General features: G+C 73.7%; 22 protein-coding genes. 10 read left to right on the top strand and 12 right to left on the bottom strand.

Translation table 11 applies throughout. The annotated features are described in order from the left end of the window. Positions 1 to 74: 74 nt before the first annotated feature. On the top strand, positions 75 to 536 hold the full coding sequence (locus OG514_RS28255) for a universal stress protein (RefSeq protein ID WP_266899581.1): 462 nt from the start codon (positions 75 to 77) through the stop codon (positions 534 to 536). A gap of 24 nt (positions 537 to 560) precedes the next feature. Here the strand turns inward: OG514_RS28255 and OG514_RS28250 are convergent, their stop codons facing one another. Next, entirely contained in the window at positions 561 to 1,778 is a 1,218-nt protein-coding gene (locus OG514_RS28250) for a CapA family protein (RefSeq protein WP_266899579.1), read from the bottom strand. Between the two features lie 270 nt (positions 1,779 to 2,048). Between OG514_RS28250 and OG514_RS28245 the strand changes: the two genes are divergently transcribed. From OG514_RS28245 to OG514_RS28235, 3 genes are all read left to right on the top strand, one after another. Continuing rightward, on the top strand, positions 2,049 to 2,621 hold the full coding sequence (locus tag OG514_RS28245) for a sigma-70 family RNA polymerase sigma factor (protein WP_266899577.1): 573 nt from the start codon (positions 2,049 to 2,051) through the stop codon (positions 2,619 to 2,621). Between the two features lie 4 nt (positions 2,622 to 2,625). Next, entirely contained in the window at positions 2,626 to 3,039 is a 414-nt protein-coding gene (locus OG514_RS28240) for a PaaI family thioesterase (protein WP_266899575.1), read from the top strand. A gap of 220 nt (positions 3,040 to 3,259) precedes the next feature. Beyond that, positions 3,260 to 3,763, top strand: coding sequence for a hypothetical protein (locus OG514_RS28235; protein ID WP_266899573.1), 504 nt, complete (start codon positions 3,260 to 3,262; stop codon positions 3,761 to 3,763). Between the two features lie 28 nt (positions 3,764 to 3,791). Here OG514_RS28235 and OG514_RS28230 read toward each other — a convergent pair whose 3' ends face one another. From OG514_RS28230 to OG514_RS28210, 5 genes are all read right to left on the bottom strand, one after another. Then, the gene (locus OG514_RS28230) at positions 3,792 to 5,000 is read right to left on the bottom strand and encodes a histidine kinase (RefSeq protein WP_266899571.1); all 1,209 of its coding nucleotides are present in this window, start codon (positions 4,998 to 5,000) and stop codon (positions 3,792 to 3,794) included. Beyond that, the gene (locus tag OG514_RS28225) at positions 4,997 to 6,775 is read right to left on the bottom strand and encodes a cation acetate symporter (protein WP_266899569.1); all 1,779 of its coding nucleotides are present in this window, start codon (positions 6,773 to 6,775) and stop codon (positions 4,997 to 4,999) included. The genes OG514_RS28230 and OG514_RS28225 overlap by 4 nt, the downstream gene beginning before the upstream one ends. Before the next feature lie 96 nt (positions 6,776 to 6,871). After that, complete coding sequence (locus tag OG514_RS28220; protein ID WP_266899567.1) at positions 6,872 to 7,285, bottom strand: hypothetical protein; 414 nt, start codon at positions 7,283 to 7,285, stop codon at positions 6,872 to 6,874. 101 nt (positions 7,286 to 7,386) lie between these two features. After that, positions 7,387 to 8,154 (bottom strand): LytTR family DNA-binding domain-containing protein, encoded by a 768-nt coding sequence (locus OG514_RS28215; RefSeq protein WP_266899565.1) that lies wholly within the window; start codon positions 8,152 to 8,154, stop codon positions 7,387 to 7,389. Between the two features lie 51 nt (positions 8,155 to 8,205). Next, positions 8,206 to 9,078, bottom strand: coding sequence for an Fpg/Nei family DNA glycosylase (locus OG514_RS28210; protein ID WP_266899563.1), 873 nt, complete (start codon positions 9,076 to 9,078; stop codon positions 8,206 to 8,208). A 210-nt stretch (positions 9,079 to 9,288) separates the two neighbouring features. On the opposite strand from OG514_RS28210, the gene OG514_RS28205 reads away from it, so the two are divergent. The 3 genes from OG514_RS28205 to OG514_RS28195 all read left to right on the top strand — a co-directional run bounded on the left by OG514_RS28205 (position 9,289) and on the right by OG514_RS28195 (position 13,211). Continuing rightward, positions 9,289 to 9,960: a response regulator transcription factor gene (locus OG514_RS28205; protein WP_266899561.1), complete on the top strand. Its 672-nt coding sequence runs from the start codon at positions 9,289 to 9,291 to the stop codon at positions 9,958 to 9,960. Continuing rightward, positions 9,957 to 11,318 (top strand): sensor histidine kinase KdpD, encoded by a 1,362-nt coding sequence (locus OG514_RS28200; RefSeq protein WP_266899559.1) that lies wholly within the window; start codon positions 9,957 to 9,959, stop codon positions 11,316 to 11,318. The genes OG514_RS28205 and OG514_RS28200 overlap by 4 nt, the downstream gene beginning before the upstream one ends. Before the next feature lie 120 nt (positions 11,319 to 11,438). Next, positions 11,439 to 13,211 (top strand): alpha/beta hydrolase, encoded by a 1,773-nt coding sequence (locus tag OG514_RS28195; protein ID WP_266899557.1) that lies wholly within the window; start codon positions 11,439 to 11,441, stop codon positions 13,209 to 13,211. 10 nt (positions 13,212 to 13,221) lie between these two features. Here the strand turns inward: OG514_RS28195 and OG514_RS28190 are convergent, their stop codons facing one another. The 3 genes from OG514_RS28190 to OG514_RS28180 all read right to left on the bottom strand — a co-directional run bounded on the left by OG514_RS28190 (position 13,222) and on the right by OG514_RS28180 (position 18,148). Then, the gene (locus OG514_RS28190) at positions 13,222 to 14,595 is read right to left on the bottom strand and encodes a wax ester/triacylglycerol synthase family O-acyltransferase (protein ID WP_266899555.1); all 1,374 of its coding nucleotides are present in this window, start codon (positions 14,593 to 14,595) and stop codon (positions 13,222 to 13,224) included. Between the two features lie 180 nt (positions 14,596 to 14,775). Beyond that, positions 14,776 to 16,755 carry a SpoIIE family protein phosphatase gene (locus OG514_RS28185; protein WP_266900990.1) on the bottom strand — a complete coding sequence of 660 codons (1,980 nt, stop codon included), beginning with the start codon at positions 16,753 to 16,755 and terminating at the stop codon, positions 14,776 to 14,778. A gap of 157 nt (positions 16,756 to 16,912) precedes the next feature. Continuing rightward, positions 16,913 to 18,148 (bottom strand): DUF6777 domain-containing protein, encoded by a 1,236-nt coding sequence (locus tag OG514_RS28180; protein ID WP_266899553.1) that lies wholly within the window; start codon positions 18,146 to 18,148, stop codon positions 16,913 to 16,915. A 201-nt stretch (positions 18,149 to 18,349) separates the two neighbouring features. Between OG514_RS28180 and OG514_RS28175 the strand changes: the two genes are divergently transcribed. The 3 genes from OG514_RS28175 to OG514_RS28165 are packed head-to-tail and all read left to right on the top strand — an operon-like array spanning position 18,350 to position 21,316. Then, positions 18,350 to 19,318 (top strand): YndJ family protein, encoded by a 969-nt coding sequence (locus OG514_RS28175; RefSeq protein ID WP_266900989.1) that lies wholly within the window; start codon positions 18,350 to 18,352, stop codon positions 19,316 to 19,318. Continuing rightward, on the top strand, positions 19,315 to 19,866 hold the full coding sequence (locus tag OG514_RS28170) for a DUF1990 family protein (protein ID WP_266899551.1): 552 nt from the start codon (positions 19,315 to 19,317) through the stop codon (positions 19,864 to 19,866). The genes OG514_RS28175 and OG514_RS28170 overlap by 4 nt, the downstream gene beginning before the upstream one ends. Positions 19,867 to 19,888: 22 nt before the next feature. Beyond that, a complete protein-coding gene (locus OG514_RS28165; RefSeq protein WP_266899549.1) occupies positions 19,889 to 21,316 on the top strand; it encodes a lipase maturation factor family protein in 1,428 nt (475 codons plus the stop codon). Between the two features lie 73 nt (positions 21,317 to 21,389). Here the strand turns inward: OG514_RS28165 and OG514_RS28160 are convergent, their stop codons facing one another. From OG514_RS28160 to OG514_RS28150, 3 genes are all read right to left on the bottom strand, one after another. Further along, a complete protein-coding gene (locus tag OG514_RS28160; protein WP_266899547.1) occupies positions 21,390 to 21,560 on the bottom strand; it encodes a hypothetical protein in 171 nt (56 codons plus the stop codon). A 300-nt stretch (positions 21,561 to 21,860) separates the two neighbouring features. Beyond that, positions 21,861 to 23,345 carry an SDR family NAD(P)-dependent oxidoreductase gene (locus OG514_RS28155; RefSeq protein ID WP_266899545.1) on the bottom strand — a complete coding sequence of 495 codons (1,485 nt, stop codon included), beginning with the start codon at positions 23,343 to 23,345 and terminating at the stop codon, positions 21,861 to 21,863. Positions 23,346 to 23,431: 86 nt separating this feature from the next. Beyond that, positions 23,432 to 24,145 carry a (2Fe-2S)-binding protein gene (locus OG514_RS28150; RefSeq protein ID WP_266899543.1) on the bottom strand — a complete coding sequence of 238 codons (714 nt, stop codon included), beginning with the start codon at positions 24,143 to 24,145 and terminating at the stop codon, positions 23,432 to 23,434. Between the last annotated feature and the right edge of the window lie 96 nt (positions 24,146 to 24,241).

Below are 24,241 nucleotides of genomic sequence, written 5' to 3'. Positions count from 1 at the left end.
GGATGAGGGCCCGCGCAGCTCATCGACACCGGCCCCCTGTCCGAAAGCACCCGATGGGCCGATAGCCTCCAAGGGTGAGCGAACAGCAGCCCGGTCGGTTCGAACGCGGTACCGACGGTCCGAAGGTGATCATGGCGGGAGTCGACGGCTCCGACTCCTCGCTGCGCGCGGCGGCGTACGCGGCAGGGCTCGCCCGGCGCCAGAACGCGCTGCTGGCACTCGTGTACGTACAGCCGCTGATCACCGCGGGCGCCGCCATGGGCGCGCCGACGGCGGGGACCACCGAGGAGATCGCCCGGGAGCTGGTCGAGGAGATCCGCACGTCGGCCGAGCGGGTGAAGGACCTCTGGCGGATTCGGTGGGAGTTCCACACCTTCCGGGGCGACGCCTACGCGGGTCTGGTCCAGGCCGCGGAGGAGCTGACGGCCGACGCCGTGGTGGTGGGCGCCTCCGAGTCGGCCGGCCACCGGTTCGTGGGCTCGGTGGCGGTCCGGCTCGTGAAGGCGGGCCGCTGGCCGGTCACCGTCGTACCGTGACCGGCCCTCCCGGTGGGGGACGGACTACTTGCCCATCACCAGACCGTCCCGGTCGGCGCCGCGGCTGAGCACCACCTGGCGGATCGTGTCGCGGATGTCGGCATGGCGCGGGTCGGAGCCGTCGGCGGCGCCGAGGTTGACGACCCGACCGCGCGCGGTGTCGAACCACTGGGGGATGAACTCGGCCTTGGTGACCTCCCATCGCCCGCCGGGGGCGCGGGGCGGCCCGAAGGTGAAGCGGCCGATGCTGCCCTGGTTGCCGCGGGGGTCGTAGGCACCTTCGTGGTTGATCATGTCTCCGGCGATCTGGTCCCCCATCCCGTAGACGATCCAGGTGCCGTTGACCTTCTCGTACGCCTGCGGGACGTGGGCATGGGTGCCGAGGATCAGGTCGATGTCGGGGCGGCCGCCGCTCCGCGAGGCGGTGAGCGCCCGGCCGAGCGTGAGCTGCCGCTCGTCGGGGTCGGTCTGCCACTCGCTGCCCCAGTGGACGCTGATCACCACGACGTCGGCGCCGGCCGCGCGGGCGGCACGGGCGTCGGCGATCACCTTCCGCTCGTCGAGCGTCCGCACGGCCCAGGGCTGCCCCTCGGGCATCGGATAGCCGTTGGTGTCGTACGTGTAGGCCAGCTGGGCCACGGTGGCGCCGCCCGCCGTGAGCAGGGTGGGCTTCGCGGCCTCCTCCGCCGTACGGGCCGACCCGGCGTGGCGGACACCGGCCCGGTCCAGGGCGTCGAGGGTGCGGCCGAGGCCCTCGGCGCCGTCGTCGAGGGTGTGGTTGGAGGCGGTGGAGCAGGAGTCGTAACCGGTGGCCTTGAGCGCCGCGGCGACCTCGGGCGGCGACTTGAAGGCGGGATAGCCGGTGTAGGGCCCGCCGTCCCTGCCGTACACGGTCTCCATGTGGCAGATGGCCAGGTCGGCCGTGGAGACGACGGACTTCGCCCCGGAGAACATGGGCGTGAAGTCGTAGCCGTCGCCGCCCGAGTCCTGGGCCGCGCGGCGGATGATCGAGTCGTGCGGGAGGACGTCTCCGGAGGCGACGAGGGTGAAACCGGCGGGCGCGGAGGCGCCGCCGGGGGCGGCGGACGGGGCGGCGGGCAGTGCGGACCCCGGCCGACCGGACGTGGCCTCGGGGGTGGGCGCTCCGCCGGTCGGGCCGCTCCCGTCGGTGCAGCCGGTCGCCACCGCGAGCAGGACGGCGGCGAGCGCCGCCGCTCCCGCGGGTCTGGTGCGTGAGGTCATGTACGGCACTCCGCCCGATTCGTGGGATGAACATCTGTTCACACGAATTGATCTCGCGGGAAAGCCGCAGTCAAGGGTCAAGGCCGCAGAGCCTCATGAACCCCGCTGAAACGGACGCAGTGCCTCCGGTAGACCGCTCCGTGACCGCTCGCCGTACCATTCGCCGCTCGGTGCGACCGTTCGTCGCAGACCGATGTCCGTTCCCTGTCCCTCGCCGTCCGGATGCGTTCCGATACGCCCCGGACGACGAGCCGCAGAGAGGCGGGGAGCATGACAACGGCGACCACCGACGAACGGACCCTTGAGGAGCTGCAGCGGGACCACGGCCCCGCTCTCCTCTCCTTCCTGCTCGGGCTCACCTACGGGGACCGCCAGCGGGCCGAGGACCTCGCCCAGGAGACCCTGGTACGCGCCTGGCTCCACCCCGAGGCCTTCGACGGCCCCTACGAGTCGATGCGCCCCTGGCTCTTCACCGTGGCCCGCCGGCTCGCCATCGACGCCCGCCGCTCGCGCCTCGCCCGGCCCGCCGAAATCGGGGACGGCGTCCTCGCGGTGACGCCCGACCCGGCCGACGCCACCGCCTCGGCCGAGGCCGCGCTCGACGTACGGGCGGCCGTCCGCGAGCTGAGCCCCGAGCACCGCGCGGTGCTCGTCCGGCTCTACTTCCACGGTCTGACCGTCAACGAGGCCGCCGTCGAACTCGGCATCCCCGCCGGGACGGTCAAGTCCCGCTCGCATTACGCGCTGCGGCAGCTGGGCCGCTCACTGCCCGGCTACCGGCCGCACCGCACGGCCACCGGGCGGCCGGCCGTTGCCCGGTCCCGCGTCGCGGCCCCACAATGACGCCGTGACGCTGACACTCGCCGCCGCCGAAAAGATCCTCTCCGACAACTTCGCGCCCTGGGTGCTCGATCTGGGACTCACCGTCGCCTCGGTCGACGGCCACGAGGCCGTGCTCCGGCTCCCGTGGTCGGACCGGCTCGCCCGGGAGGGCGGCGGCCTCTCCGGCCAGGCCCTGATGGCCGCCGCCGACACGGCGACGGTGATCGCGGTCGCCGCGGCCCGGGGCGGCTTCGTGCCGATGACCACCGTCCAGCAGTCGATCAGCTTCCAGCGGGCGGTCGTCGGCGCCGACGTCCTCGTGCGTGCCCGGCTCACCAAGGCGGGAAAGCGGATGGCCTTCGCCGACATCACCATGACGGCCGAGGGCACGGAGGAGACCGCGGCCCACGCGACCGCGGTGTACGCGCTCCTCGGGTGAGCCGCCGCGACGACCGGTCGCCCCTGCCCGAGACGCCTCCCCCACCTCGTACGCCTCCCGTGTCATCAGGAATCCCACCGGCACCGATCCGGCCGGGAAACGTATCCGAAACCACATGGGCGAGTTGAGCAAAGCGGGACACGCGGGCGCCCTTCACGGAGGAGGCTCTCCCCGGGTCCCACACGTCCGGGTCCCCGATGTCCGGGAGAAGGTGGGAGCGTTGCGCCCCGAGAGCACGAACGGCGCCGGCGGCACGAGTGGCGGCGGACTCGCCGTCCCGATGGCCTGGCTGTGCGCCGAGTACCTGGCCGACGAGGTGCTGCGGGCCGCCGCACTCGTGGCGCCCGGCTCACTGGAGTACCGGGCGGGCCTCCAGGCGCTCGCCCTCACCGTCCACCTCTCGGAGGAGCCGGACGGAGCGGCGGCCGGCCGGCCGGTCGGCCGGATCGACGACTGGCTGCACCACACGGCGTACGACCGGCCCTGGCCGCCCTGGGTCGAGGAGCGGCTCGCCGCGCGGCGCACGGACGGCGGCGACAGCCCCGACCTGGCGCTCGCGGAGACCGCCTGGCGGCACCTGCGGGACACCTGGGTGCTCGCCGCCGACCTCGACGGCCGGACGGGCGACGACCCCGGCTGCCCGGTCGACGAGGAGGAGCGGATCTGGCTGCCGGCCTGGAAGCTGGGCCTGCCGCTCGCCCATCTCTCGCTGCATCTGCGCTGAGCGGGGTCAGGACGGCGGCGTCACCGGTTCACGGCGGCGAACGGTGCACTCCCTGCCGGTACTTGGGGATGCGTACCGTCACCTTCATCCCCGCACCGACCCCGGTCTCGATGACGAGCCCGTACTCCGCCCCGTACACCTGACGCAGCCGCTCGTCCACGTTGGAGAGACCGATGCCGGAGCCGGCGGGGTGCTCGCCGCGCAGGACCGCGCGCAGCAGCTCCGGGTCCATGCCGATGCCGTCGTCCTCGACGGTCACCACGGCCTCCGCGCCCGCGTCGCGGGCCGCGATCGTGACGCGGCAGCCCCGCTCCCGGTCCTCCAGACCGTGCTTCACGGCGTTCTCCACGAGGGGTTGGAGACAGAGGAAGGGCAGGGTGACCGGCAGCACCTCGGGGGCGATCTGCAGCCTCACCTTCAGCCTGTCCCCGAAGCGCGCGCCCGCGAGCGCCAAGTACTGCTCGATGGAGCGCAGTTCGTCGGCGAGCTGGGCGAACTCACCGTGCTTGCGGAACGAGTAGCGGGTGAAATCGGCGAATTCCAGGAGGAGTTCACGCGCCTGCTCCGGGTCGGTGCGGACGAACGAGGCGATGGCGGCGAGCGAGTTGAAGATGAAGTGCGGGGAGATCTGGGCCCGCAGGGCGCGGATCTCGGCCTCCACGATCCGTGTGCGCGAGCGGTCGAGCTCGGCGAGCTCCAGCTGCACGGAGGCCCAGCGGGCCACCTCGGTCGCGGCCCGCACCAGGACGGCCGACTCCCGCGAACCGTAGGCGACGAGCGCGCCGAGGACCCCGTCCTCACCGGTCAGCGGGGCGATCACCGCCCAGCGCAGCGGGCACACGGGGTCGGCGCAGCCGGTGTGCGCGGACCGGCTGCGGCCGGTCTCCAGGGTCTCGGCGACCTGCTCCGGGGCGTGCGCGCGGTGATGGTCCTCGCCCGGTCCGTCCCAGGCGAGGACGGCACCCCGGTCGGTGAGGCAGAGCGCCTCCGTGCCGAGCAACGAGCGAAGGGTGCCGGCCGCCCTGCGGGCGGTCTCCTCGGTGAGTCCGGCACGCAGCGGCGGGGCCGCCAGGGAGGCGGTGTGCAGGGTGTGGAAGGTGGCCCGCTCGACGGGCGTGCCGAGGTCGGGATCGGCGGTGCGGCCCCCGCGCCGGGCGGCGAACCGCCCCAGGACGAAGCCCGCGGCGAGCAGCACGGCCCCGGCGGCGGCCGCGGCGGCGAGCGCGATGCCGCTCATCGGCGGACCTCCTGGGCGGGAGCGGAGACGGTGCCGGTGATCTCCTCGGGCAGATGGAGGCGGGCGAGGAGGGCAGGGGTGCCGGGCGGGACCCGGCGGGGTGTGGCCAGCGAGACGAGGACCATGGTGAGGAAGCCGAGCGGGACCGACCAGACCGCCGGCCAGGCCATCAGGGTGTGCGGCCACCCCTCGGGGGCGAGCCCGGCCCGGGTCGCCATCACGGCCGCGAGGGCGGAGCCGCCGCCGAGCAGCAGCCCGGCCATGGCACCGGGCGGGGTGAGCCGACGCCACCAGATGCCGAGGACGAGCAGCGGGCAGAAGGAGGAGGCGGAGACGGCGAAGGCGAGGCCGACGGCGTCGGCGACCGGGACCTTCGAGGCGAACACCCCCACCGCGAGCGGTACGGCGGTGGCGAGCAGGGTCGCCAGACGGAAGTGCCGTACGCCCCGGGAGGGCAGCACGTCCTGGGTGAGGACTCCGGCGACGGACATGGTGAGCCCCGAGGCGGTGGAGAGGAAGGCGGCGAAGGCTCCGCCCGCGAGAACCGCCCCGAGGAGCTCGCCGAGCAGTCCGCCCAGGATCCGGTCGGGCAGTACGAGCACGGCGGCGTCGGCGGAGCCGGTGAGGGCGAGCTCGGGGGCGTAGATCCGGCCGAGGGCGCCGTACAACGGCGGCAACAGGTAGAAGGAACCGACCAGTCCGAGGACGACGAGGGTGGTGCGGCGGGCGGCGCGGCCGTGCGGGCTGGTGTAGAAGCGGACGGCGACGTGCGGCAGGCCCATGGTGCCGAGGAAGGTGGCGAGGATCAGTCCGTACGTGGCGTACAGCTGGTGCCCGTCGCGGCCCCCGGCGAGCGGCTGGGACCAGCCGAGCGGAGCGAGATGGGGGTCCCCCCAGCCGGAGGCTGGGGGAGGGTCCGTGCCGCTGGCGACCCTCCCGGGCAGTTCCGCTCCCGGAGCGAAGGCGAGCGTGGTGCCGCCGAGGACGTGATGGGTGCCGGGTGCGAGGGTCACGGTCCGCTGCTCGTACGGGACCGAGTCGACGCTGCCGGTGACGGTGAGGGTGAGCGGATCGTCGAGCCCGATCCGTACCGTGTCGGCGACCTTGACGACGGTGTGCCCGCGCAGGACGGCGGGGGCGTCGAAACGGGCCCTGGGCGCCCCGTCCCCGTACCAGGCGGCGAGCAGGAAGAGGACGGGGACGAGCAGGGCCGTGAGTTTCAGCCAGTACTGGAAGGCCTGCACGAAGGTGATGCTGCGCATCCCTCCCGCGGCGACCGTCCCCGTGACGACGAGGGCGACGAGCAGCCCGCCGACCCAGTCGGGGGCGCCGGTGAGGATCTCCAGGGTGAGCCCGGCGCCCTGGAGCTGCGGCAGCAGATAGAGCCAGCCGATGCCGACGACGAAGAGGCTGGCGAGTCGGCGGGCCCCCGGGGATTCGAGGCGGGCCTCGGCGAAGTCGGAGAGGGTGTACGCCCCCGAGCGGCGCAGCGGGGCGGCGACGAGGACGAGCAGGACGAGGTAGCCGGCGGTGTAGCCGACCGGGTACCAGAGCATGGCGGGGCCCTGGACGAGGACGAGTCCGGCGATACCGAGGAAGGAGGCGGCGGAGAGGTACTCGCCGCTGATCGCGGCCGCGTTGAGGCCGGGCCGGACGGTGCGCGAGGCGACGTAGAAGTCGGAGGTCGTACGGGAGATGCGCAGGCCGAGGGCGCCGATGAGGACGGTGGCGAGGACGACGGCGGTGACGGCCGCGACGGCGTAGGTCTGGTTCACGCGACGGCCGGGTGGGGCGCGTCGGTGCGGCGGGCGGGCGGACGGACGACGCTCGTGCGGTGGCCGTTCGTGCGGCGGTCGTTCATGCGGGGCGGTTCACCGTTCGACGAGGCCGGTGAAGTCGCGCTCGTTGCGTTCGGCGCGCCGCACATACCAGTGGGCGATGCCCCAGACGACGGGGTACACGCCGACGCCGAGGACGACCCAGACGTAGATCTCGGGGGCGGGCAGGGCGAGGAGCAGCGGCAGCGAGCCGACGAGCAGGGCGAGCGCACCGAGGGCGGTGAGGGCGGCCCGCAGCTGGCTGCGCATCAGGGAGCGGACGTAGGTGTGGCCGAGGGTGGTCTGCTCGTCGATCTCCGAGCGGGCCGGCGGGTGCACGGGGCGCCGCCGCGCGGGGCCCGGCACGGTCCCGTCGCCGTGGGCGGAGGCGTACGTGACGGTCTCGCGGCGTGGTCTGCGCTGAGGGTCCCCTCGACCGGAGGGCGGGAGAGGGTGCTGCTCGGACATCGGCGTCCGCCTCCGTCGGAAGTGGCGGCCCTCGGGCCCGGGACGCGTGGAGTCTACGCAGGTGGGAGCACCTGCGGTAGGGGTGGACGGAACGGGTTCGGTCAGCCCCCGGCCCGCCGCATCAGCAGGTCCCGCAGGTGGCGGGCGTGGCGCCGGCTGACCGCCAGGTCGGTGTCGCCGACCCGTACCGACATGGCGCCGCCGTCGAGGCGGAGCTCGGCGATCCGGGCGAGGGCGACGAGATGGCTGCGGTGGATGCGGACGAAGCCGCGCGCGGCCCACCGCTCTTCAAGGGTGGAGAGCGGGATGCGGACGAGATGGCTGCCGTGGTCGGTGTGCAGACGGGCGTAGTCGCCGTGCGCCTCCACGTACGCGATGTCGTCGACGGAGACGAACCGCGTGATCCCGCCCAGCTCGACGGGGACCTGCTCGGGCACGGCGGGCGCGGTGGGCGCGGCCGGGGCGGGGGCGGCGGTCGCGTGCACCAGGTCGTGGACGCGTCGGACGGCCTCGGCGAGGCGCTCGCGGCGGACCGGCTTCAGGACGTAGTCGACCGCCTTCAGGTCGAAGGCCTGGAGTGCGAAGCCCTCGTGGGCGGTGACGAAGACGACGAGCGGCGGGCGGGCGAAGCCGGCGAGCAGCCGGGCCACGTCGAGTCCGGTGAGACCGGGCATGTGGATGTCGAGGAAGACGACGTCGATCGCGTCGTCGCCGTCCGGCCCGGTCTCCAGGGCGCGCCCGATCCTGCGGAGGGCGGCGTTGGCGTCGCCGGCGCCCTCGGCGGAGCGGACGCGGGGGTCGGCGCGCAGCAGGTAGAGCAGCTCCCCGAGGGCGGGTTCCTCGTCGTCGACGGCCAGTACGCGCAGCATGCGGCGGAGTGTAACGGGCGGCCCCAGGGCCTGGTCGAGAAGCCCCGGGGCCTACTTGAGGAGCTTCGACAGGCGGCGGTCGGCGAGCGGTTTGCCACCGGTCTGGCAGGTGGGGCAGTACTGGAGGGAGGAGTCGCTGAAGGAGACCTCACGGATGGTGTCCCCGCACACGGGGCAGGGTTCGCCGGTGCGGCCGTGGACGCGCAGGCCGCTCTTCTTCTCGGCCTTGAGTCTGCCGGCGGCGAGGCCGTGGGAGCGGTCGACGGCCTCGTGGAGGGTGGTCCGCATCGCCGTGTAGAGGGCGGCGGTCTCCTCCGGGGTGAGGTTCTGGGTGGGTTTGAAGGGGGACATCTTCGCGGCGTGGAGGATCTCGTCGCTGTACGCGTTGCCGATGCCGGCGATGAGGCTCTGGTCGCGCAGGGCGCCCTTGATCTGGCGCCGCTCGCCGGAGAGCAGCGCGGCGAACTCCTCGGGGCCGAAGTCCTCTCCGAGCGGGTCGGGTCCGAGGCGCGCGACGCCCGGCACCTCCTGCGGGTCGTGCACCACGTACACGGCGAGGCGCTTGGTGGTGCCCGCTTCGGTGAGGTCGAAGCCGTCGCCGCCGGTGAGCGCGGTCCGCAGCGCCAGCGGGCCCTTGCCGGGCTTGGGCGGTCCGGAGGGCAGCGGGTCCTGCCAGCGCAGCCAGCCCGCGCGGGCGAGATGGAACAGGAGGTGGAGCTCGCCGGCCGGTCCCGTGACGGTGAGGTCGAGGAACTTCCCGTGCCGCCCGACCGCGGTGACCTCGGCGCCCTCGACGGCGTTCAAGGGCGGGTCGTACGTCTTGAGGACGCTGATCGCGACGGGCAGCACGCGGGCGATCTCCTTGCCCACCAGGTGTGTGTCCAGGAAGGCGCGGAGCGCTTCCACCTCGGGGAGTTCGGGCATGGTTCCACCCTGCCGCACGGGTGTCGGGGCCGCGCGCGGGACGTCGCGATCGCCGCCCGATCGGCGACGCCCGGATCGTGCCGGGTGGCGCGGGCCGGGCGGGACCTTCCTGACACGACCTACGTGCCGACCGACGACAACGCGGCGAGGCGCGGTGCCAGGCGTCGCGAGCACGGCATGACCGGCAAGGCACCCCCTAGGGTGGGTGACGTGCGCGTACTGCTCGTCGAGGACGACGAAGACCTCCGGTTCGGGGTGGCCGCCGCTCTGCGGGCCGCGGGGCTCGCCGTCGACGAGGCGGCCGACCTGCCCCGGGCCGACGAGGCCCTGTTCGTGACCGCGTACGACTGCGCGGTCTTCGACCGGATGCTGCCGTCCGGGGACGCCGCCGCCTACGTCGAGGGGCTGCGGCGCGACGGCCGCGACGTGCCCGTTCTCTTCCTGACCGCGCGGGACACGGTGGCGGACCGGGTGGAGGGCTTCGCGAGCGGCGGTGACGACTATCTGGTGAAGCCGTTCGCCGTGCCCGAGCTGGTCGCCCGGGTGCGGAGCCTGTGCCGGCGCTCGGCCGTCGTCCGTCCCCCCGTGCACCGCGTCGGCGACCTGGAGATCGACACCGCCCGCCGGCTCGTCCGCCGGGCCGGGGTGCTTCTCACGCTCACCACCAGGGAGTTCGCGGTCCTTGAGGTCCTCGCGGCCCGCGTCGACCAGGCGGTCCCGCGCGCCGAGCTGATCGAGAGCTGCTGGGACGAGATGGCCGAGCCGCAGTCCAACGTCCTGGAGGTGCTGGTCTCCCAGCTCCGCCGCAAGCTCGGGGATCCGCCGCTGATCCACACCGTGCGCGGGGTCGGCTACCGGCTCGCGCCCGACGGCACGCGGTGAGGCCCGCGTTCCTCCGCCGGTCGTCCTCCGCCTCGTCCTCGCTCACGCCGACGGCGCGGGTACTGCGGCTGCGCCGCCGGATCAGCCTGTTGTTCGCGCTGACCAGCGCCGTGGGGCTGATCGCGATGGCCGCGCTCGCGGTGCGCAGCGACAGCGCCCGCTGGCGTGAGCAGCTCGACCACTCGATGGACGTGGACACCAGCTGGGCCCTCGGTCTCCTGGAGACCGACGAGAACGGTCTGCTGGCCACGGACGTCCTGGCGGACACGATGAACACCGACTGCCCGCCGCTGACCGTGCTCCTCGTGACCGCGGAGGGCGGGAGCGATCCCACCGACCCCACTAGCCCCACCGGCCCCGGCGACACCGGCGGCCTGACCGTCCAGCACGCGCCCGCCGCGCCGTGCCTGACGGTGAGTCCCGACGTGGTCCTGGAGGCCGGGCGGGCGGCGGCGCGGGACGGGGAGGCGCGGGGCTTCGACCGGCGCACGACGAACGGTGAACCGGTGCGCGTGTTCGCGCTGCCCTTCTATCCGCCGGAAGCCGCGGAGGGTGAGGGACCGCAGGGCGTCCTGGTGACCCTCACCGACGCGAGGGCACAGCGGGACGACCACCGACGGTTGGTGTGGGTGGTGACCGGCGGCTGCGCGGTCCTCGTCCTGCTCTCGGCGGCGGTCGGGCACGTCCTGTCGGGGCGGGCGGTCCGGCCGGCGCTCACGGTGCTCGGTCAGCAGGAGGCGTTCCTCGCGGACGCGGCGCACGATCTGCGGACCCCGGCGGCCTCGCTCCGGACCCTCGCGGAGACGGCGCTGCGCGGCGAGACGGACAGCACGGACGTGCACCGGCGCACGCTGCGCCTGGCGGAAGGCATGGGCCGACTGGTCGACGGGCTGCTCACCCGGGCCCGCCTCATGTCCGGTACGGCCACGGTGACGCGTCAGCCGCTGCGTCTGGACCAGTTGGTGGAGGCGGTCGTCGACGAGGCGCCCGCGGAGGGACATCGCGTCCGGGTGGAGGCCGAGGACACGGTCGTGGTCGCCGACCCCGATCTCGTACGCCGGGCCGTCGGGAACCTGCTGGGCAACGCGCTCACGCACGGCCACGCGCCGGGTGTTCCGGCGGACGTACGGATCACGGTGACCCGGGACGGCACGCTGACGGTCGAGGACGCGGGTCCGGGACTGCCACCGGAGGTCGCGAACGCCCTGTTCGAACGCTTCCGCAGCGGATCCGGATCGACCGGCCTGGGTCTGTCGATCGCGTCCTGGGTGGCGCACGCGCACGGGGGCACGCTCACGGCGGGGCCGGGGGAAGCGGGCGGCGCCAGGTTCGTACTGACGTTGCCGACACCGGACTGAACCGGGCAGGCGAGCTGAACCGATTGGCGCGGGCCGACCGAGCAGCCGAAGCGAGCCAGTAGCCGGGCCGACCGAGCAGCCGGGCCGAGCCGGTCCTCAGGAAATCCTCAGCATCCGCGCGTGATCCTTCCCTGGACCGTCCATCCATGGGAGTACCTCGTGATCACCGCCCCCACCCGACGCCGTCGGGCCCTGGCTCTCGCTCTCGCCGTGCTCGGCGCCACGTCCCTCGCCGCCTGCAGCGTCGGGTCCGGCCCGGACGGCGGTCGACCGGGGTCGTCGGCCGGGCCGGCCGACCCCGCCGACCGCCCCGACCTGCGGCGCTTCTACGCCCAGAAGCTCGCCTGGAAGCCCTGCGGCGACCACAGGTGCGCCTCGCTCACCGTTCCGATGGACTACTCCCGCCCGGCCGACGGCAAGACCTTCGTGCTGCCGGTCGCGAAGGCGGTCACCGCGGTCCCGGGCAAGCGCGTCGGGTCGGTCGTCCTCAACCCGGGGGGCCCGGGCGAGCGCGGTGTGCGGCTCATCAAGGACGGCGGTGCCGACGCCATCGGCCGGGACGTGCGCGAGCGGTTCGACGTCGTGTCCTTCGACCCGCGCGGCGTCGGGGAGAGCAGGCCGGCCCTGACCTGCACCCCGTCGGGACCCTCGGAGACCCCGGCCGAGGACTCGACGGACGCCCCGGCCGCCGTACCCCTCCACCCCCGCACCGACGCCGAGCGCGCCGACGCCCTCGCCGCGGCACGGGCGACGGCCGCCGACTGCCGGAAGGCCGGCGGTCCGCTGCTCGCGCACGTCGGCACGGACGACGCCGCCCGGGACCTGGACGTGCTGCGGTCCGCGCTCGGCGAACGGCGGCTGACGTACGTCGGCTGGTCGTACGGCACGAGCCTGGGCACGTCGTACGCCGAGCAGTTCCCGCGCCGTGTACGGGCGATGGTCCTGGACGGGGCGGTCGATCCGTCGCTCGACTGGCGGCAGCGGATGCTGGGCCAGGCCACCGGATTCCGGAAGGCGGTGGAGGATTACGCCGAGACCTGCGCCGACGCCGTCGGTGACGCCTGTCCCGGCGAGACGCCCGAGGAGATACGCGCGCTGATCGACCGCCTCGTCGAGCGGACGCAGCGCGAGCCGCTGCCGGTCGACGACTCCGAATCCGGTCTCGACGCCGCGGCCGTGGTCTCCGCGCTCGGCCTGTCCATGTACACGCCGGAAGCCCAGTGGGAAGCCCTGTCCGAGGCGCTGAGCGCGGCGGACGCGGGGAACGGGACGAAGCTGGCGGCCCTCGCGACGGGAGAGGAGCAGCCGGGGGACGGTGAGGCGGGCACCGACGCCGAAGCCGAAGAGTCCGAACCCACCGGGACCGGCCCCGCCGAGGCCGACGACGACAGGACCGGGGCCGAGGCCGACGCCGACACCGACAAGACCGAGGCCAACGGGCCCGACGACGAGACCGAGCCCTCCGTCACCGTGCCCGAGGACAACAGCGAGGCCGCCCTCATCGCGATCAACTGCCTCGACGTCCCCCACCCGCGCGACGCCCAGGCCTACTGGGACGCGCTCGCCCCCGCCGAGAAGGCCGCGGGCGTGCACGGCACGACCGCCGTGACGAACGAGCTGGTCTGCAAGGACTGGCCCGCCGGTCCCCAGCGTCCGCACCGGGTGAGGGCCGCGGGCGTTCCGCCGGTCCTCGTCGTGGGTACGGCGGGCGACCCGGCGACACCGTACGGGGAGGCGGTGGCCCTGGCGCGCCAGTTCCCCGGCGGCATGCTGCTCTCGTTCGATGCCCCCGGCCACACCGGCTACGGCCGCAACCCCTGCGTCGACAAGAAGGTCGAGGAGTACCTGATCGGTCTCGCGAAGGTCCGCCCCGGCACCACGTGTACGGCCTGAGACACACGCCCTACGGCGTGTCCGGCGGGTCCAGCAGGTCGAGTTCGGCCGTCAGGGCGGCCGCCAGCGCGTCGACGTCGGGGACGGCCTCGCCGTCGGCGACGAGGCCGATGTGGACGTGGCCGCCGTACGGGGACATGGCGACGGCGAGGGACTGGCCGCAGGCGAGCGGGGCCATGGGGAAGAGTGCGCGCAGCGGGGCGCCGCCGAGCGAGAGCGCGGAGCGGGGAAGCGGCACCTGGGTGACCAGGAGGTCGAAGAGCAGCCTGGCGGCACCGGCGGCGAAGGGGGCGCCGAAGCGGTGCGCGAGCGGGGGCAGTTGGTCGGCGAGGAGGGCGACGGCCCCGGCACCCCTGAGGGGGCCGGCCGCCTTGTTGCGGTCCATGGCGGTCCGGACGGCGGCGAGCCGGGCGGCCGGGTCGGACTCGGTGACGGGCAGGTCGAGGAGGTAGCCGGAGAGGCTGTTGCCGGGACCGGCAGGACCGCCGGGGCGGCGCCGGGAGACGGGGACGAGGGCCCGGGGGTCGGCTCCGGGGAGGGGCAGCCCTCGTCCGTCGAACCAGCGGCGGAGGGCCCCGGCGACGACGGCGAGGAGGACGTCGTTGGCGGTACCGCCCGTGGTGCGGCGGATCCGGTGGACGCGGTCGAGGGGCAGGGAGGCGGTGGCGATCCGGCGGGTCCCGCTGGACTCGGCGGCGAGTGCGGCGGTGGGGCGTCCGTCGAGACGGCTGGCGCGGACGACGGAGGCGCCGACCTCGACGGCCCGGCCGAGGTCGCCGAGCCGGTCGCGGGCCATGCCGAGCAGCCGTCCGGGGCCGGGGAGCCAGGAGCGCGGGGGCACCGGCCGGGGACGTCCTGCGGCGCTCCGGTCCGCGAGGCGGCGGCCGGCGGCGATCTCGTCGAAGATGCCGGCGCCGATGGCGACCGCCCGCATGCCGTCGGCGAGGGCGTGGTGGAGTTTGACGAGGACGGCGAAGGAGCCGTCGGGGGCGCCGCTGAACAGGTACATCTCCCAGGGCGGGAGGCCCCGGGCGACGGGCCGCTCCATGAGTTCGGCGGCGAGGCGGGCGGCCTCGGCGGGGAAGTCTGCGCCGGGGAGGGTGATCTCGTGGACGTGGTCGCGTACGTCGAAGTCCGGGTCGGCGCTCCAGGCGGCGCCGCCGACGGGCAGCAGGACGTCGCGGACGCGCATACGGAGCCGGGGAACGGCGGCGGCGCGGCGGGCGAGCAGGTCGAGGATGTCCGGGACCTCGTGGCCGCCGTCGTGGTCTCCGCCCGTGGGTACGGGGCCGAAGTGGGCGAGTGCCCCGAGGTGCAGGGGGTGCGCGGGGGATTCGAGGTGCCAGAAGGCCAGGTCCAGGGGTGCCAGTAGCTCGCTGCTCACGGGTGTCCTCACGTCCTGCACGAAGAGCCGGGTGAACGCAGTCAATCGCGTACCGACAGTTACGGTCAAGTATGATCAGTTCACGCTCAGTTAACAAGCGCGCTCTTCGGTGAACGGTCCCACACCCGTGTGTCGCGCTCAGTTCTCCACGGTGAACGGTCCCGCACCCATGTGGCGCGCTCAGTTCTCCACAGTGAACTCACACCACACGCACTTGCCGCTCCCCCGCGGCTCCACGCCCCACACGTCGGAGATCTGGTCGACGAGCAGCAGCCCCCGCCCGGACACGCCCGCCTCGCCCGCCTCGCGGCGCCTGGGCAGGGCGCTGGACCGGTCCTCGACCTCGACCCGGAGCCGCTTCTCGGCCCCGCCGAGGATCCGCAGGGTCACGATCGCCCCGCCGTCGGTGTGCATCAGCGCGTTGGTCATCAGTTCGTCGGCGACCAGCTCGATCTCGTCCGCGCTCTCCTCGGCTCCCCAGGCCCGGACGGCGGCCCTGATCATGTGCCGGGCCGAGCTCAGCGCCTCGGGGTCGCTCTGGGCCACGTGCTGCTGGAACCGCCCGGCGCCATGGGCGGCGGACGCGCTCTGGCGGCGCAGGAGCAGGATCGCGACGTCGTCCTCGCCACCCCGGTCGGCGACCACGTCGCACAGGTGGTCGGCGAGCTCCTGGAGGTCGGCGGGGCCGCGCCGGACGAGCCCGGACAGCCATTGCAGACCCTCGTCGAGGTCGGAACCGGGCTTCTCCACCAGCCCGTCCGTGTAGAGCATCAGGGTCTGGCCGGGGTCCAGCTCCAGGGTGGTCACCGGGTAGTCGAGCCGACCGAACTCGGCGGAGAGCCCGAGCGGCAGCCCGCCCTCCACCGGGACCCTGCGGCAGCGACCGTCCTTCTCCCGGATCAGCGGGTCGACATGGCCGGCACGCACCACCTGGACGACTCCGGTGCCGAGGTCGACCTCCGCGTACGTGCAGGTGGCGAAGCGTTCGGTGTCGAGTTCGTGCAGGAAGACGGAGGCGCGGGCCATCACCGTGGCGGGCGTGTGCCCCTCGGCGGCGTAGGCGCGCAGCACGATGCGCAGCTGGCCCATGACGGCGGCCGCGTGGGTGTCGTGGCCCTGGACGTCTCCGATGACGGCGCCGACCCGTCCGCCGGGCAGCGGGATGATGTCGTACCAGTCGCCGCCGATGTCCCGGCCGAGGCGGGCGGAGCGGTAGCGGACGGCGGTCTGGGCGCCGGGCACCTCGGGGATCCGGCGCGGGAGCATCGCCTGCTGGAGCCCCTCGGCGAGGTCGTGCTCCTGCTCGTAGAGCATGGCCCGCTGGAGGCTCTGGGCGATGCTGCTGCCGAGGGCGACGAGCAGGGTCCGTTCGTCCTCGCTGAAGCCGGTCTTGTCGCTGTAGAGCAGCCCGAGCGCGCCGATGGGCCGGGCCTGGGCGATGAGCGGCAGATAGGCGGCGGCGGTGATCCCGAGTCCGCTGATGTGCGGCCAGAGCACCGGGAAGGAGTCGGCGAAGTCCCGGGCCGACTCGATGAACCGGGGCTGCAGCGTGCGGATCACCTCGCCCATCGGGTACGGCTCGTCCACCCGGGTGAAACGGGTGCCCGGCACGAAGGCGCCCTCGGGGCCCTCCGCGACCAGCTGGATGCGGCCGGCGTCGAGGAGGCCCACGACGAGACTCGCGGCGCCGAAGTGTTCGAGCGCGTGGGAGTCGTTGAGCAGGTCGATGACGTCCTGCACGGTCCGCGCGTAGGCGAGGGCGGCCGTGGTGCCCTCCACGACTCCGGCGCGTCGGCGCCGCCCCTCGTCGAGGCCGAGCCGGGCGGCGGACTCGGTCAGTTCATGGGTGGCGTCGCGGACGACGCCGACGATGCGCACCGGGCGGCCGGTGTCGTCGCGGTGGACGAGTCCCTGGGTATGGGTCCACTGGTGGCTGCCGTCGCGCCTGCGGATGCGGAAATACGCGCCGTACTGCTCACTGCCGTCCTTGAGCGCCTGGGCGACCAGCGTGTCGAGGCGGCGGCCCTCGTCCGGCAACACCCGCGAGCCCAGCGACTCGGGGCGGTCGTCGTACTCCGCGCGGTCCATGTCGAAGACGCCGAGGGCCGCCTCGTCCATGATCATCGTCCCCGCGGCGAGATCCCAGTCGAAGCCGCCCATCCGGAAGACGGAGCCGAAATCGGCGAGGATCCGCGCCCCGTCACCCTGTCCCTCCGGGGCACGGCGGAACCGCTCGCCCGCCTCCCCGCCCCCGTTGCCCGCGTTCATGGGGCCACGCTAGGCGCAGCCCCGCCCGTGCGCACCATGAAGATCCGTTTCACCCCTCGAATGTCTCGGGCTGCTCCGGGACCGATTCGGCGGGGAACAGCTCCCCGGGCGGCAGCTCGCCGTCCGGCACGCCCGGGGGTTCGGCGTACGGGTCCGCGTAGGGATCGGTGTAGGGGTCCGGGTACGGCTCCGCGTCCGGTACGGGATACGGGTCGGGGTCCGCCGGGGTCCGGTCGGTGCCGGTGCCGCCGGTCCCGGAGGCGTCGGGGCTCACGGGCAGCGGGTCCGTCGGGGCCGGGGGGACCGGGGCGGGCACCCTGGAGGGGGCGTCCGGGGAGGTACGGCGGTCCGGGGCGCTCGGGTCGGGCGTGGTGCCGTCCGGTGTGGCCGGGTCGGGCGTGCCGGAGCCGGTCAGGGCGCATTCGTCCGGGTCGCAGGCGGGCTCCACGGCCGGCTTGCGGTCCTCGCCGCCGTCGCTGCCGGTCCGCCGTTCGATCCAGCTGCGGTCGGCGGCGTTCACGATGAACAGGCTGGTGACGACGGTGGTGGTCGGCCGGACGACGATCACCCGGTCGGGGTCGAAGCCGTCCCAGGGCTCGCCCTGGTGGACGCCGTCCCGGACCGCGGCGGGGGTGCGGAGCGGGTTGCCGCAGGCGCAGCGGACGCGCGGGGAGCCGTACTGGTCGACGAGGACCGCCGTACCGGTCTGGAGGACGGCCTGATAGCCGTTGGCCCTGCCCTGGAGGTAGCCGTGGTTGGTGACCCGGGTGTCGGCGCGCAGGACGACCGGGGTCAGCCCGCGCAGCCAGTCGCCGACGTTGGTCTCGGGGATTCCGGAGGCCTCGGCGAAGGCGCGTGTCCTGTCCTGGTCGGCGGCGAGGAAGGAGACCTGCCGCTCGACGTCACAGCTGCCCTCCGCGCGCGTGCCGCCGTAGAGACCGGGGGTGGAGCCGGTGACCTCACGGACCTGTTCGCCGCCGGGGTCCTGGTCGCGGTCCGGGGAAAAGACTTGCCGGGTGGTCCGGGCCGTGGACTCGGTGAAGGGGTCGGGGCCCTGTGCGGCGACGGGCTGGAGGAAGACGTCCTGCACCGACCCGGCGGCGGCGGGCTGGGAGCCGCCACGGGACCCTTCCCAGACGGATGTGCACCCCGTGAGCAGGAGGGAGACGGTGAGCGTCGCGAGCGCGGAGCGGGCCGCGGCGCGCGGAGTCACGCGGGGGGCGACCGGGTGGGTCGTGGTGGGAGCGGTGGGGGTCCGCCACGTCCGGCAGAGGGCTGAGCGCACCTGGTTCTCCCGCTTTCTCTCCCCCGGGCCACGGCGCCCGGTTCCGGCCAGTCCTTCATGTCTGTCGCAGTGGGCGGGGGCCCGCAAGCCAAGGGCGGCCGACCGGGGTGACACGCCACACTTGAACACGTTCAAGAGAAGCCCTACGCTCGGAGTCGCTGATTGAACACGTTCAAGTGGGGGTGGTGGCGCATGACCGCACTGTCGGTCCTCGTGGGCTCGGTCGTGACGATCGGCATGTTCTGGGTGGTCCCGACGGGGCTGGCACTCCTCGACGGCCCCCGGCCACCGGGGTGGGACCCGCTCCGGCGCGCCTGGCCCCTGTTCGCCGTCCCCGGCGCGCTCGCCCTGTGGCTGCCCCGCTCGGGTCTCTCGACCGCGCTCGCCGCCGTCTACGCGCTGGCCACGGTCGCGCTCGCACTCCAGGCCCCGGCCCGGCTGTTCCTGACCCGGTCCCTCCGGCCGGGCGAGGTCGCCGCGCTCACCGCCCTGGTCGCACCCTCCGTCGCCGGGCTCGCACTCGTCGCCGAACGGGCCTCGTACCCGCTCTTCGGCTTCGACCTGGACATCCTGGCGCTGACCGTGCCGCACTTCCACTTCGCGGGCTTCGCCGCCGCCCTGGTCGCCGGACTCCTCTGCCGCGTCTCCGAGGGCCCCACCGCCCGCTTCGCCGCGCTCAGCGTCCCGGCCGGCACCCTGCTCGTGCTGCTCGGCTACTTCGTCGACGACTGGGCCGAGCTCGCCGGGGCCGTCGTCCTGACGGCCGGCATGACGGCCGTCGCGGTCCTGACCCTGCGCGAGCGCCGCATCCTGGCGGCCGACCGGCTCACCCGGGGACTGCTCGCCGTCTCGGCCCTGGTCCTCTTCGTCACCATGCTGCTCGCCCTGAGCTGGGCGCTCGGCGAGGCGACCGGTCTTCCGCACCTCGACCTGACCTGGACGGCCGCGACCCACGGCCTGGGCAACGCCCTCGGCTTCGCGGTCTGCGCGCTGCTCGCCCACCGCCGCGTCCGGCAGGACCGCACGCCTCCGGCCGCTCCTCCGCCGACGCTCCCGAACGACCGGATCACGACGCTCTTCCCGTACGACCGACCCCCGACGGACCTCCCGACCTCCCCGACCTCCCCGACGCACCTCCCGGCCCGCCCGCGAACGGAGCTCCCGGCATGACCCGCCTCATGAACAGCCTGTCCCGGCCCGACCGCCCCCGCCCCGCCCTCACCTACCGCGAGGTCGGCGCCACCCGGACCCCGGAAACCCTCCCGGAGGGCTATCACCACCTCCGGCACAGCGCGGTCGTCGGCCACGGCCGCGCCGCCTTCGAGGCCGCCGGGGCGGCCGTCACCACCTGGCGGATGCACCGCGCCACCGGGGCGCGCTTCCTCGCCGACGCCGACCGCGCCGCGTCCGGCGTGGTCGTCGAGATCTCGACGGGCATCGGCCGGCTCCGGCTCGGCGCCCCCTGCACGGTGATCTGGACGGCGTACGAGGACGACCGCATCGGCTTCGCGTACGGAACGCTCACCGGGCACCCCGAGTGCGGCGAGGAGTCCTTCATCGTCCACCTGGAGCCCGACGGCACGGTCCGGTTCGCGGTCACCGCGTTCAGCCGCCCCTCCGCCTGGTACACCCGGCTCGGCGGCCCTGTGATCCCCCTCTTCCAGCGGGCGTACGCGCAGCACCTGGGCCGGACCCTGCGGCGCCTCGTCAGGACCTGACCGCGGGCCGATACTGGAAGAGATGGAGTGGTTCACCGCACCCGACCACTGGCTGAGCCGGATCGTCTTCCAGCGGGGCCTCGCCGGGCTGTACTGCGTGGCGTTCCTATCGGCAGCCCTCCAGTTCCGGGCGCTGATCGGCGAGCGCGGCATGCTCCCCGTACCGGAGTACGTGCGCAGGACCGCGCCCCGGCACACCCCGTCGCTCTTCCACTGGCGCTATTCCGACCGGCTCTTCGCGGCCGTCGCCTGGTCCGGTGCCACGCTCGCCCTCGCGCTCGTGGCGGGCGCGGGGGACGCCGTACCGCTGCCGGTGTCGATGCTGCTGTGGCTGCTGCTCTGGGCGATGTACCTGTCGATCGTGAACGTGGGCCAGACCTGGTACGCCTTCGGCTGGGAGTCGCTGCTCCTGGAGACCGGGTTCCTGGCGGTCTTCCTCGGCAACGACGACACCGGTCCGCCCGTCCTCGTGCTCTTCCTGCTGCGCTGGCTGCTCTTCCGGGTCGAGTTCGGCGCCGGGCTCATCAAGATCCGCGGCGACCCCTGCTGGCGCGATCTGACCTGCCTCTACCACCACCACGAGACCCAGCCGATGCCCGGCCCGCTGAGCTGGTTCTTCCACCACCTCCCGCGCCCCCTGCACCGGGTGGAGGCGGCGGCCAACCACGTGGTCCAGCTCTTCGTACCGTTCCTGCTGTTCACCCCGCAGCCGGTGGCGACGATCGCGGCCGGGCTGATGATCGCGACCCAGCTGTGGCTGGTGCTGTCCGGCAACTTCGCCTGGCTGAACTGGATCACCATCGTGCTCGCCCTCTCCGTCGTGGACGCCTCCCCCGTCACCGGCGAGCACGCCCGGCCGGACCCGCCGCTCTGGTACGTGGTCGTGGTCGTCGCCGTGACCGCCTTCGTCCTCGTACGGAGCTACCGCCCGGTGCGCAACCTGCTCTCCCGGAACCAGGCGATGAACCGCTCGTACGACCCGTTCCACCTGGTCAACACGTACGGGGCGTTCGGCACGGTCGGCCGGATCAGGGACGAGATCGTCGTCGAGGGCACGGACGACCCGGTGCCGCACGCGGGCACGGTGTGGAAGGAGTACGGCTTCAAGGGCAAGCCCGGTGATCCGCGCCGGCTGCCCCGGCAGTTCGCCCCGTACCATCTGCGGCTCGACTGGCTGATGTGGTTCGCGGCGCTCAGTCCCGGGTACGCGCGCGATTGGTTCGGTCCGTTCGTCGAGCGGCTTCTCGACGGCGACCGGGACACCCTGCGGCTACTCGCCCACAACCCCTTCCCGGAGGCTCCGCCGGCCTTCGTCCGCGCCCGGCTCTACCGGTACCGGTACACGACCTGGCGCGAGCTCCGCGCGACCGGGGCCTGGTGGCACCGGACACTGCTCCGGGAGTACCTGCCGCCGATCCGGCTGCGGGAACCGGCGGAGGACCCCCGGTGACGCCCGGACGCGCCGTGAACGCACCGGTGCCCCCGGCCGCGGACGGCCGGGGGCACCGGGGTGAAGCAAGGGATCAGTCGATACCGGGCAGGATGTGGGGCTCGGCGAGGTCGTCCTCGTAGCCCGCCAGCCGGATCGGGGCCGCGTGGGCCCACACTTCGAGGCTCCCCAGCTCGCCGTTCCTGCGCGGCCGGTCCTTGGGTTCGGCCGGTCGCGGTTCCTGCTTCGTCAGTTCGGATGTCACCGCGCACTCCTCTGTGTCGCGTACCTGTAGGACAAGTGCCGGTCGGTCGCGGTGGCGCCGGTCGTCGGGCGGGACCGCGGCCTTGGTGGCAGGCCTGCCCCTGGAAGGCCGTGAGGACGGTGTGTCTCCTCGGTGGCCGACCGTGAGCATCAGAGTAACCAAATGAGCACGTCCGCGCTCTACCGGGCTCCCAAGTGTGATGCGATCGGGTGAATCGAGCCGGAAAAGCGCCCCACCGGGCCGGTGGGGCGCTCTTGTCAGGACTGCGGGAACCGCTTTTTCGCCGCTTTGGATCGGTTCCTACCAGTTGGCCTGGGCGTAGTCCTTCAGGAAGCAGCCGTAGAGGTCCACTCCGTCCTCGCCGCGCACGATCGGGTCGTAGACCCGGGCCGCGCCGTCGACCAGGTCGAGCGGGGCGTGGAAGCCGGCCTCGGCGAGGCGCAGCTTGTCGAAGTGCGGACGCTCGTCGGTGATCCAGCCGGTGTCGACCGAGGTCATGAGGATGCCGTCGGTCTTGAACATCTCCTCGCCGCTCGTCCGGGTCACCATGTTCATCGCGGCCTTGGCCGCGTTGGTGTTCGGGTGCCCCGCGCCCTTGTAGCCACGGCTGAAGACGCCTTCCATCGCGGAGACGTTCACGACGTAGGAGCGGCCGCTGGCCGCCTTCTTCGCCGCCTCGGCCATCACCGGACGCAGCTTGCTGATGAGGATGAACGGCGCCGTGTAGTTGCACAGCTGGGTCTCAAGCAGCTCCACCGGGGAGATCTGCTCGATGCTCTGCACCCAGGTGTTGGAGTCGACGACGTCCGGCACCAGGCCGCCCGCGTCGATGGCGGTGCCGTCGAGGTGCTTGGCGATGGTGGCGTTGCCGGCGACGAGCGCGAGGTCGGCGACCTGCTGGGCCTCCAGGTCGCGCACGCCGACGGGAAGCTCGGAGGATCCGACGAGCTCGCCGACCGCGCCGGAGTTGAAGGCGCCGATCACGTGGTGGGCGGGCAGCTCGCCCGCCGGAAGCGCGGCGCTCTCGCCGTCGACCAGGGCGGCGTACGCGGACGGCAGCCGGCGCACGGTCTGCGTCGCGTTGTTGATGAGGATGTCCAGCGACCCGGCCTCGGCCATCTGGTCGGCGAGGGCCACGGCCTGCGCCGGGTCGCGCAGGTCGATGCCGACGACCTCAAGGCGGTGCATCCAGTCACCGGAGTCCTCCATCGCCTTGAAGCGGCGGATGGCGTCCTTGGGGAAGCGGGTCGTGATGGTCGTGTGGGCGCCGTCGCGCAGCAGTCGCAGCGCGATGTACATGCCGATCTTGGCCCGGCCGCCGGTGAGCAGCGCGCGCTTGCCGGTGAGGTCGGCGCGGGCCTCGCGCTTGGCCCGGTTCTCGGCCGCGCACTCCTGGCAGAGCTGGTGGTAGAAGTAGTCGACCTCGACGAACCGCGTCTTGCAGACGTAGCAGGAGCGCGGGCGCTGGAGTATCCCGGCGATCCGGCCTTCCTCGGTGACGGAGGAGGGCAGGATGCCCTCGGTCTCGTCGTCGATGCGCTGCGCGGAGCCGGTGGCCGTGGCCTCCGTGACCGCCTTGTCGTTTGCGGTCTTGGACGCCCGGCGCTCCTGGCGGCGGCGCTGCTTCACGGTCCGGTAGATCCCGGCCGTGGCACGCCGGACGAGGATCGCGTCCGGGTGGTCGACGTCCAGCTTGTCGAGCTCGTCGAGGACGCCGAGGCAGACGGCCAGGCGATCGGGGTCGATACCCGGCCCGTAGTCCTGGTTTTCTTCGGTCACCGTCATGGCCTTCGGGTTCCTCGTTCGCTCGTTCGTCGCCGTTCGTGGGCCGTCACCGTCCGTGGGCTTGAGAGACGGCAACCTCAGCAACTTTACGGAGCGGGGGGCCGCGCCTCCAAACCCGTTCGGGGGGCGTGGTCGAAGACACAGTCGCCGCACAGTCCCGCGCCGGGGCAGCGGTAGTAGAGACAGCAGCTGGCGCGGCGCAGCCGGGGGCCGCGGACCGTACCGGCGAGGTCGGGGTGGTCGAGGAGTCCGGAGACCAGGACGGCGGCCCGTTCGGCCACCTCCGGGCGGCCATGGGCGTGCGCCCAGCGGGTCAGCTCGCGCAGCGCGCCGGCGAGGGCGGAGCCCGCGTTGCCCCAGAGCAGGCGCGGGGAGATGTTCCCGTCGCGGCGCAGGGCCGCGTGGAGCGGCACGAGGTGGGCCTCCTGGACGGCCCCGCGGATCTCGTCGACGGTCGCGAGGCGGGTCTCGGAGCCGGCCCACCACAGGTCGTCGGGGGAGGTCAGTGCCCCGTCCCAGTACAGCTCGGCGGGGTCGAGGGCGGGGAAGCGGCCGTGCAGGGCGGCGGGCCCGAGTGCGGTCGACCAGAGCCGGGCCGCGAGTCCGAGGTGGGCGACGGAGGCCCCGACGCGCCGCTCGGGGGCGCCGAGCCGGGTGGCGACCCGGTCCACGCGCGCGTGGAGGGGGCCGTCGTCGCCCGCGTACAGGCGCGCGAGCGGGCGGTGTGCCCCGCCGGTCTCCGGCGCTGTGGTGCGCAGGGCGAAGAACCCGCCCACCGATCCGCTCTCCACGAGATCCACCCGAGCTCCCCCTCGATCCGGTACCGGTCGCGTGCCGAGGTCTTCCGGGCACGGATTCCGACCACCGTAACCGCTGTGCGCGACTCCTCGGAACGG

It is taken from the genome of Streptomyces sp. NBC_00572, from assembly GCF_026341815.1.
In the GTDB taxonomy this organism is placed as follows: Bacteria; Actinomycetota; Actinomycetes; order Streptomycetales; family Streptomycetaceae; genus Streptomyces.
This window is presented reverse-complemented; position numbering and strand designations above follow the sequence as displayed.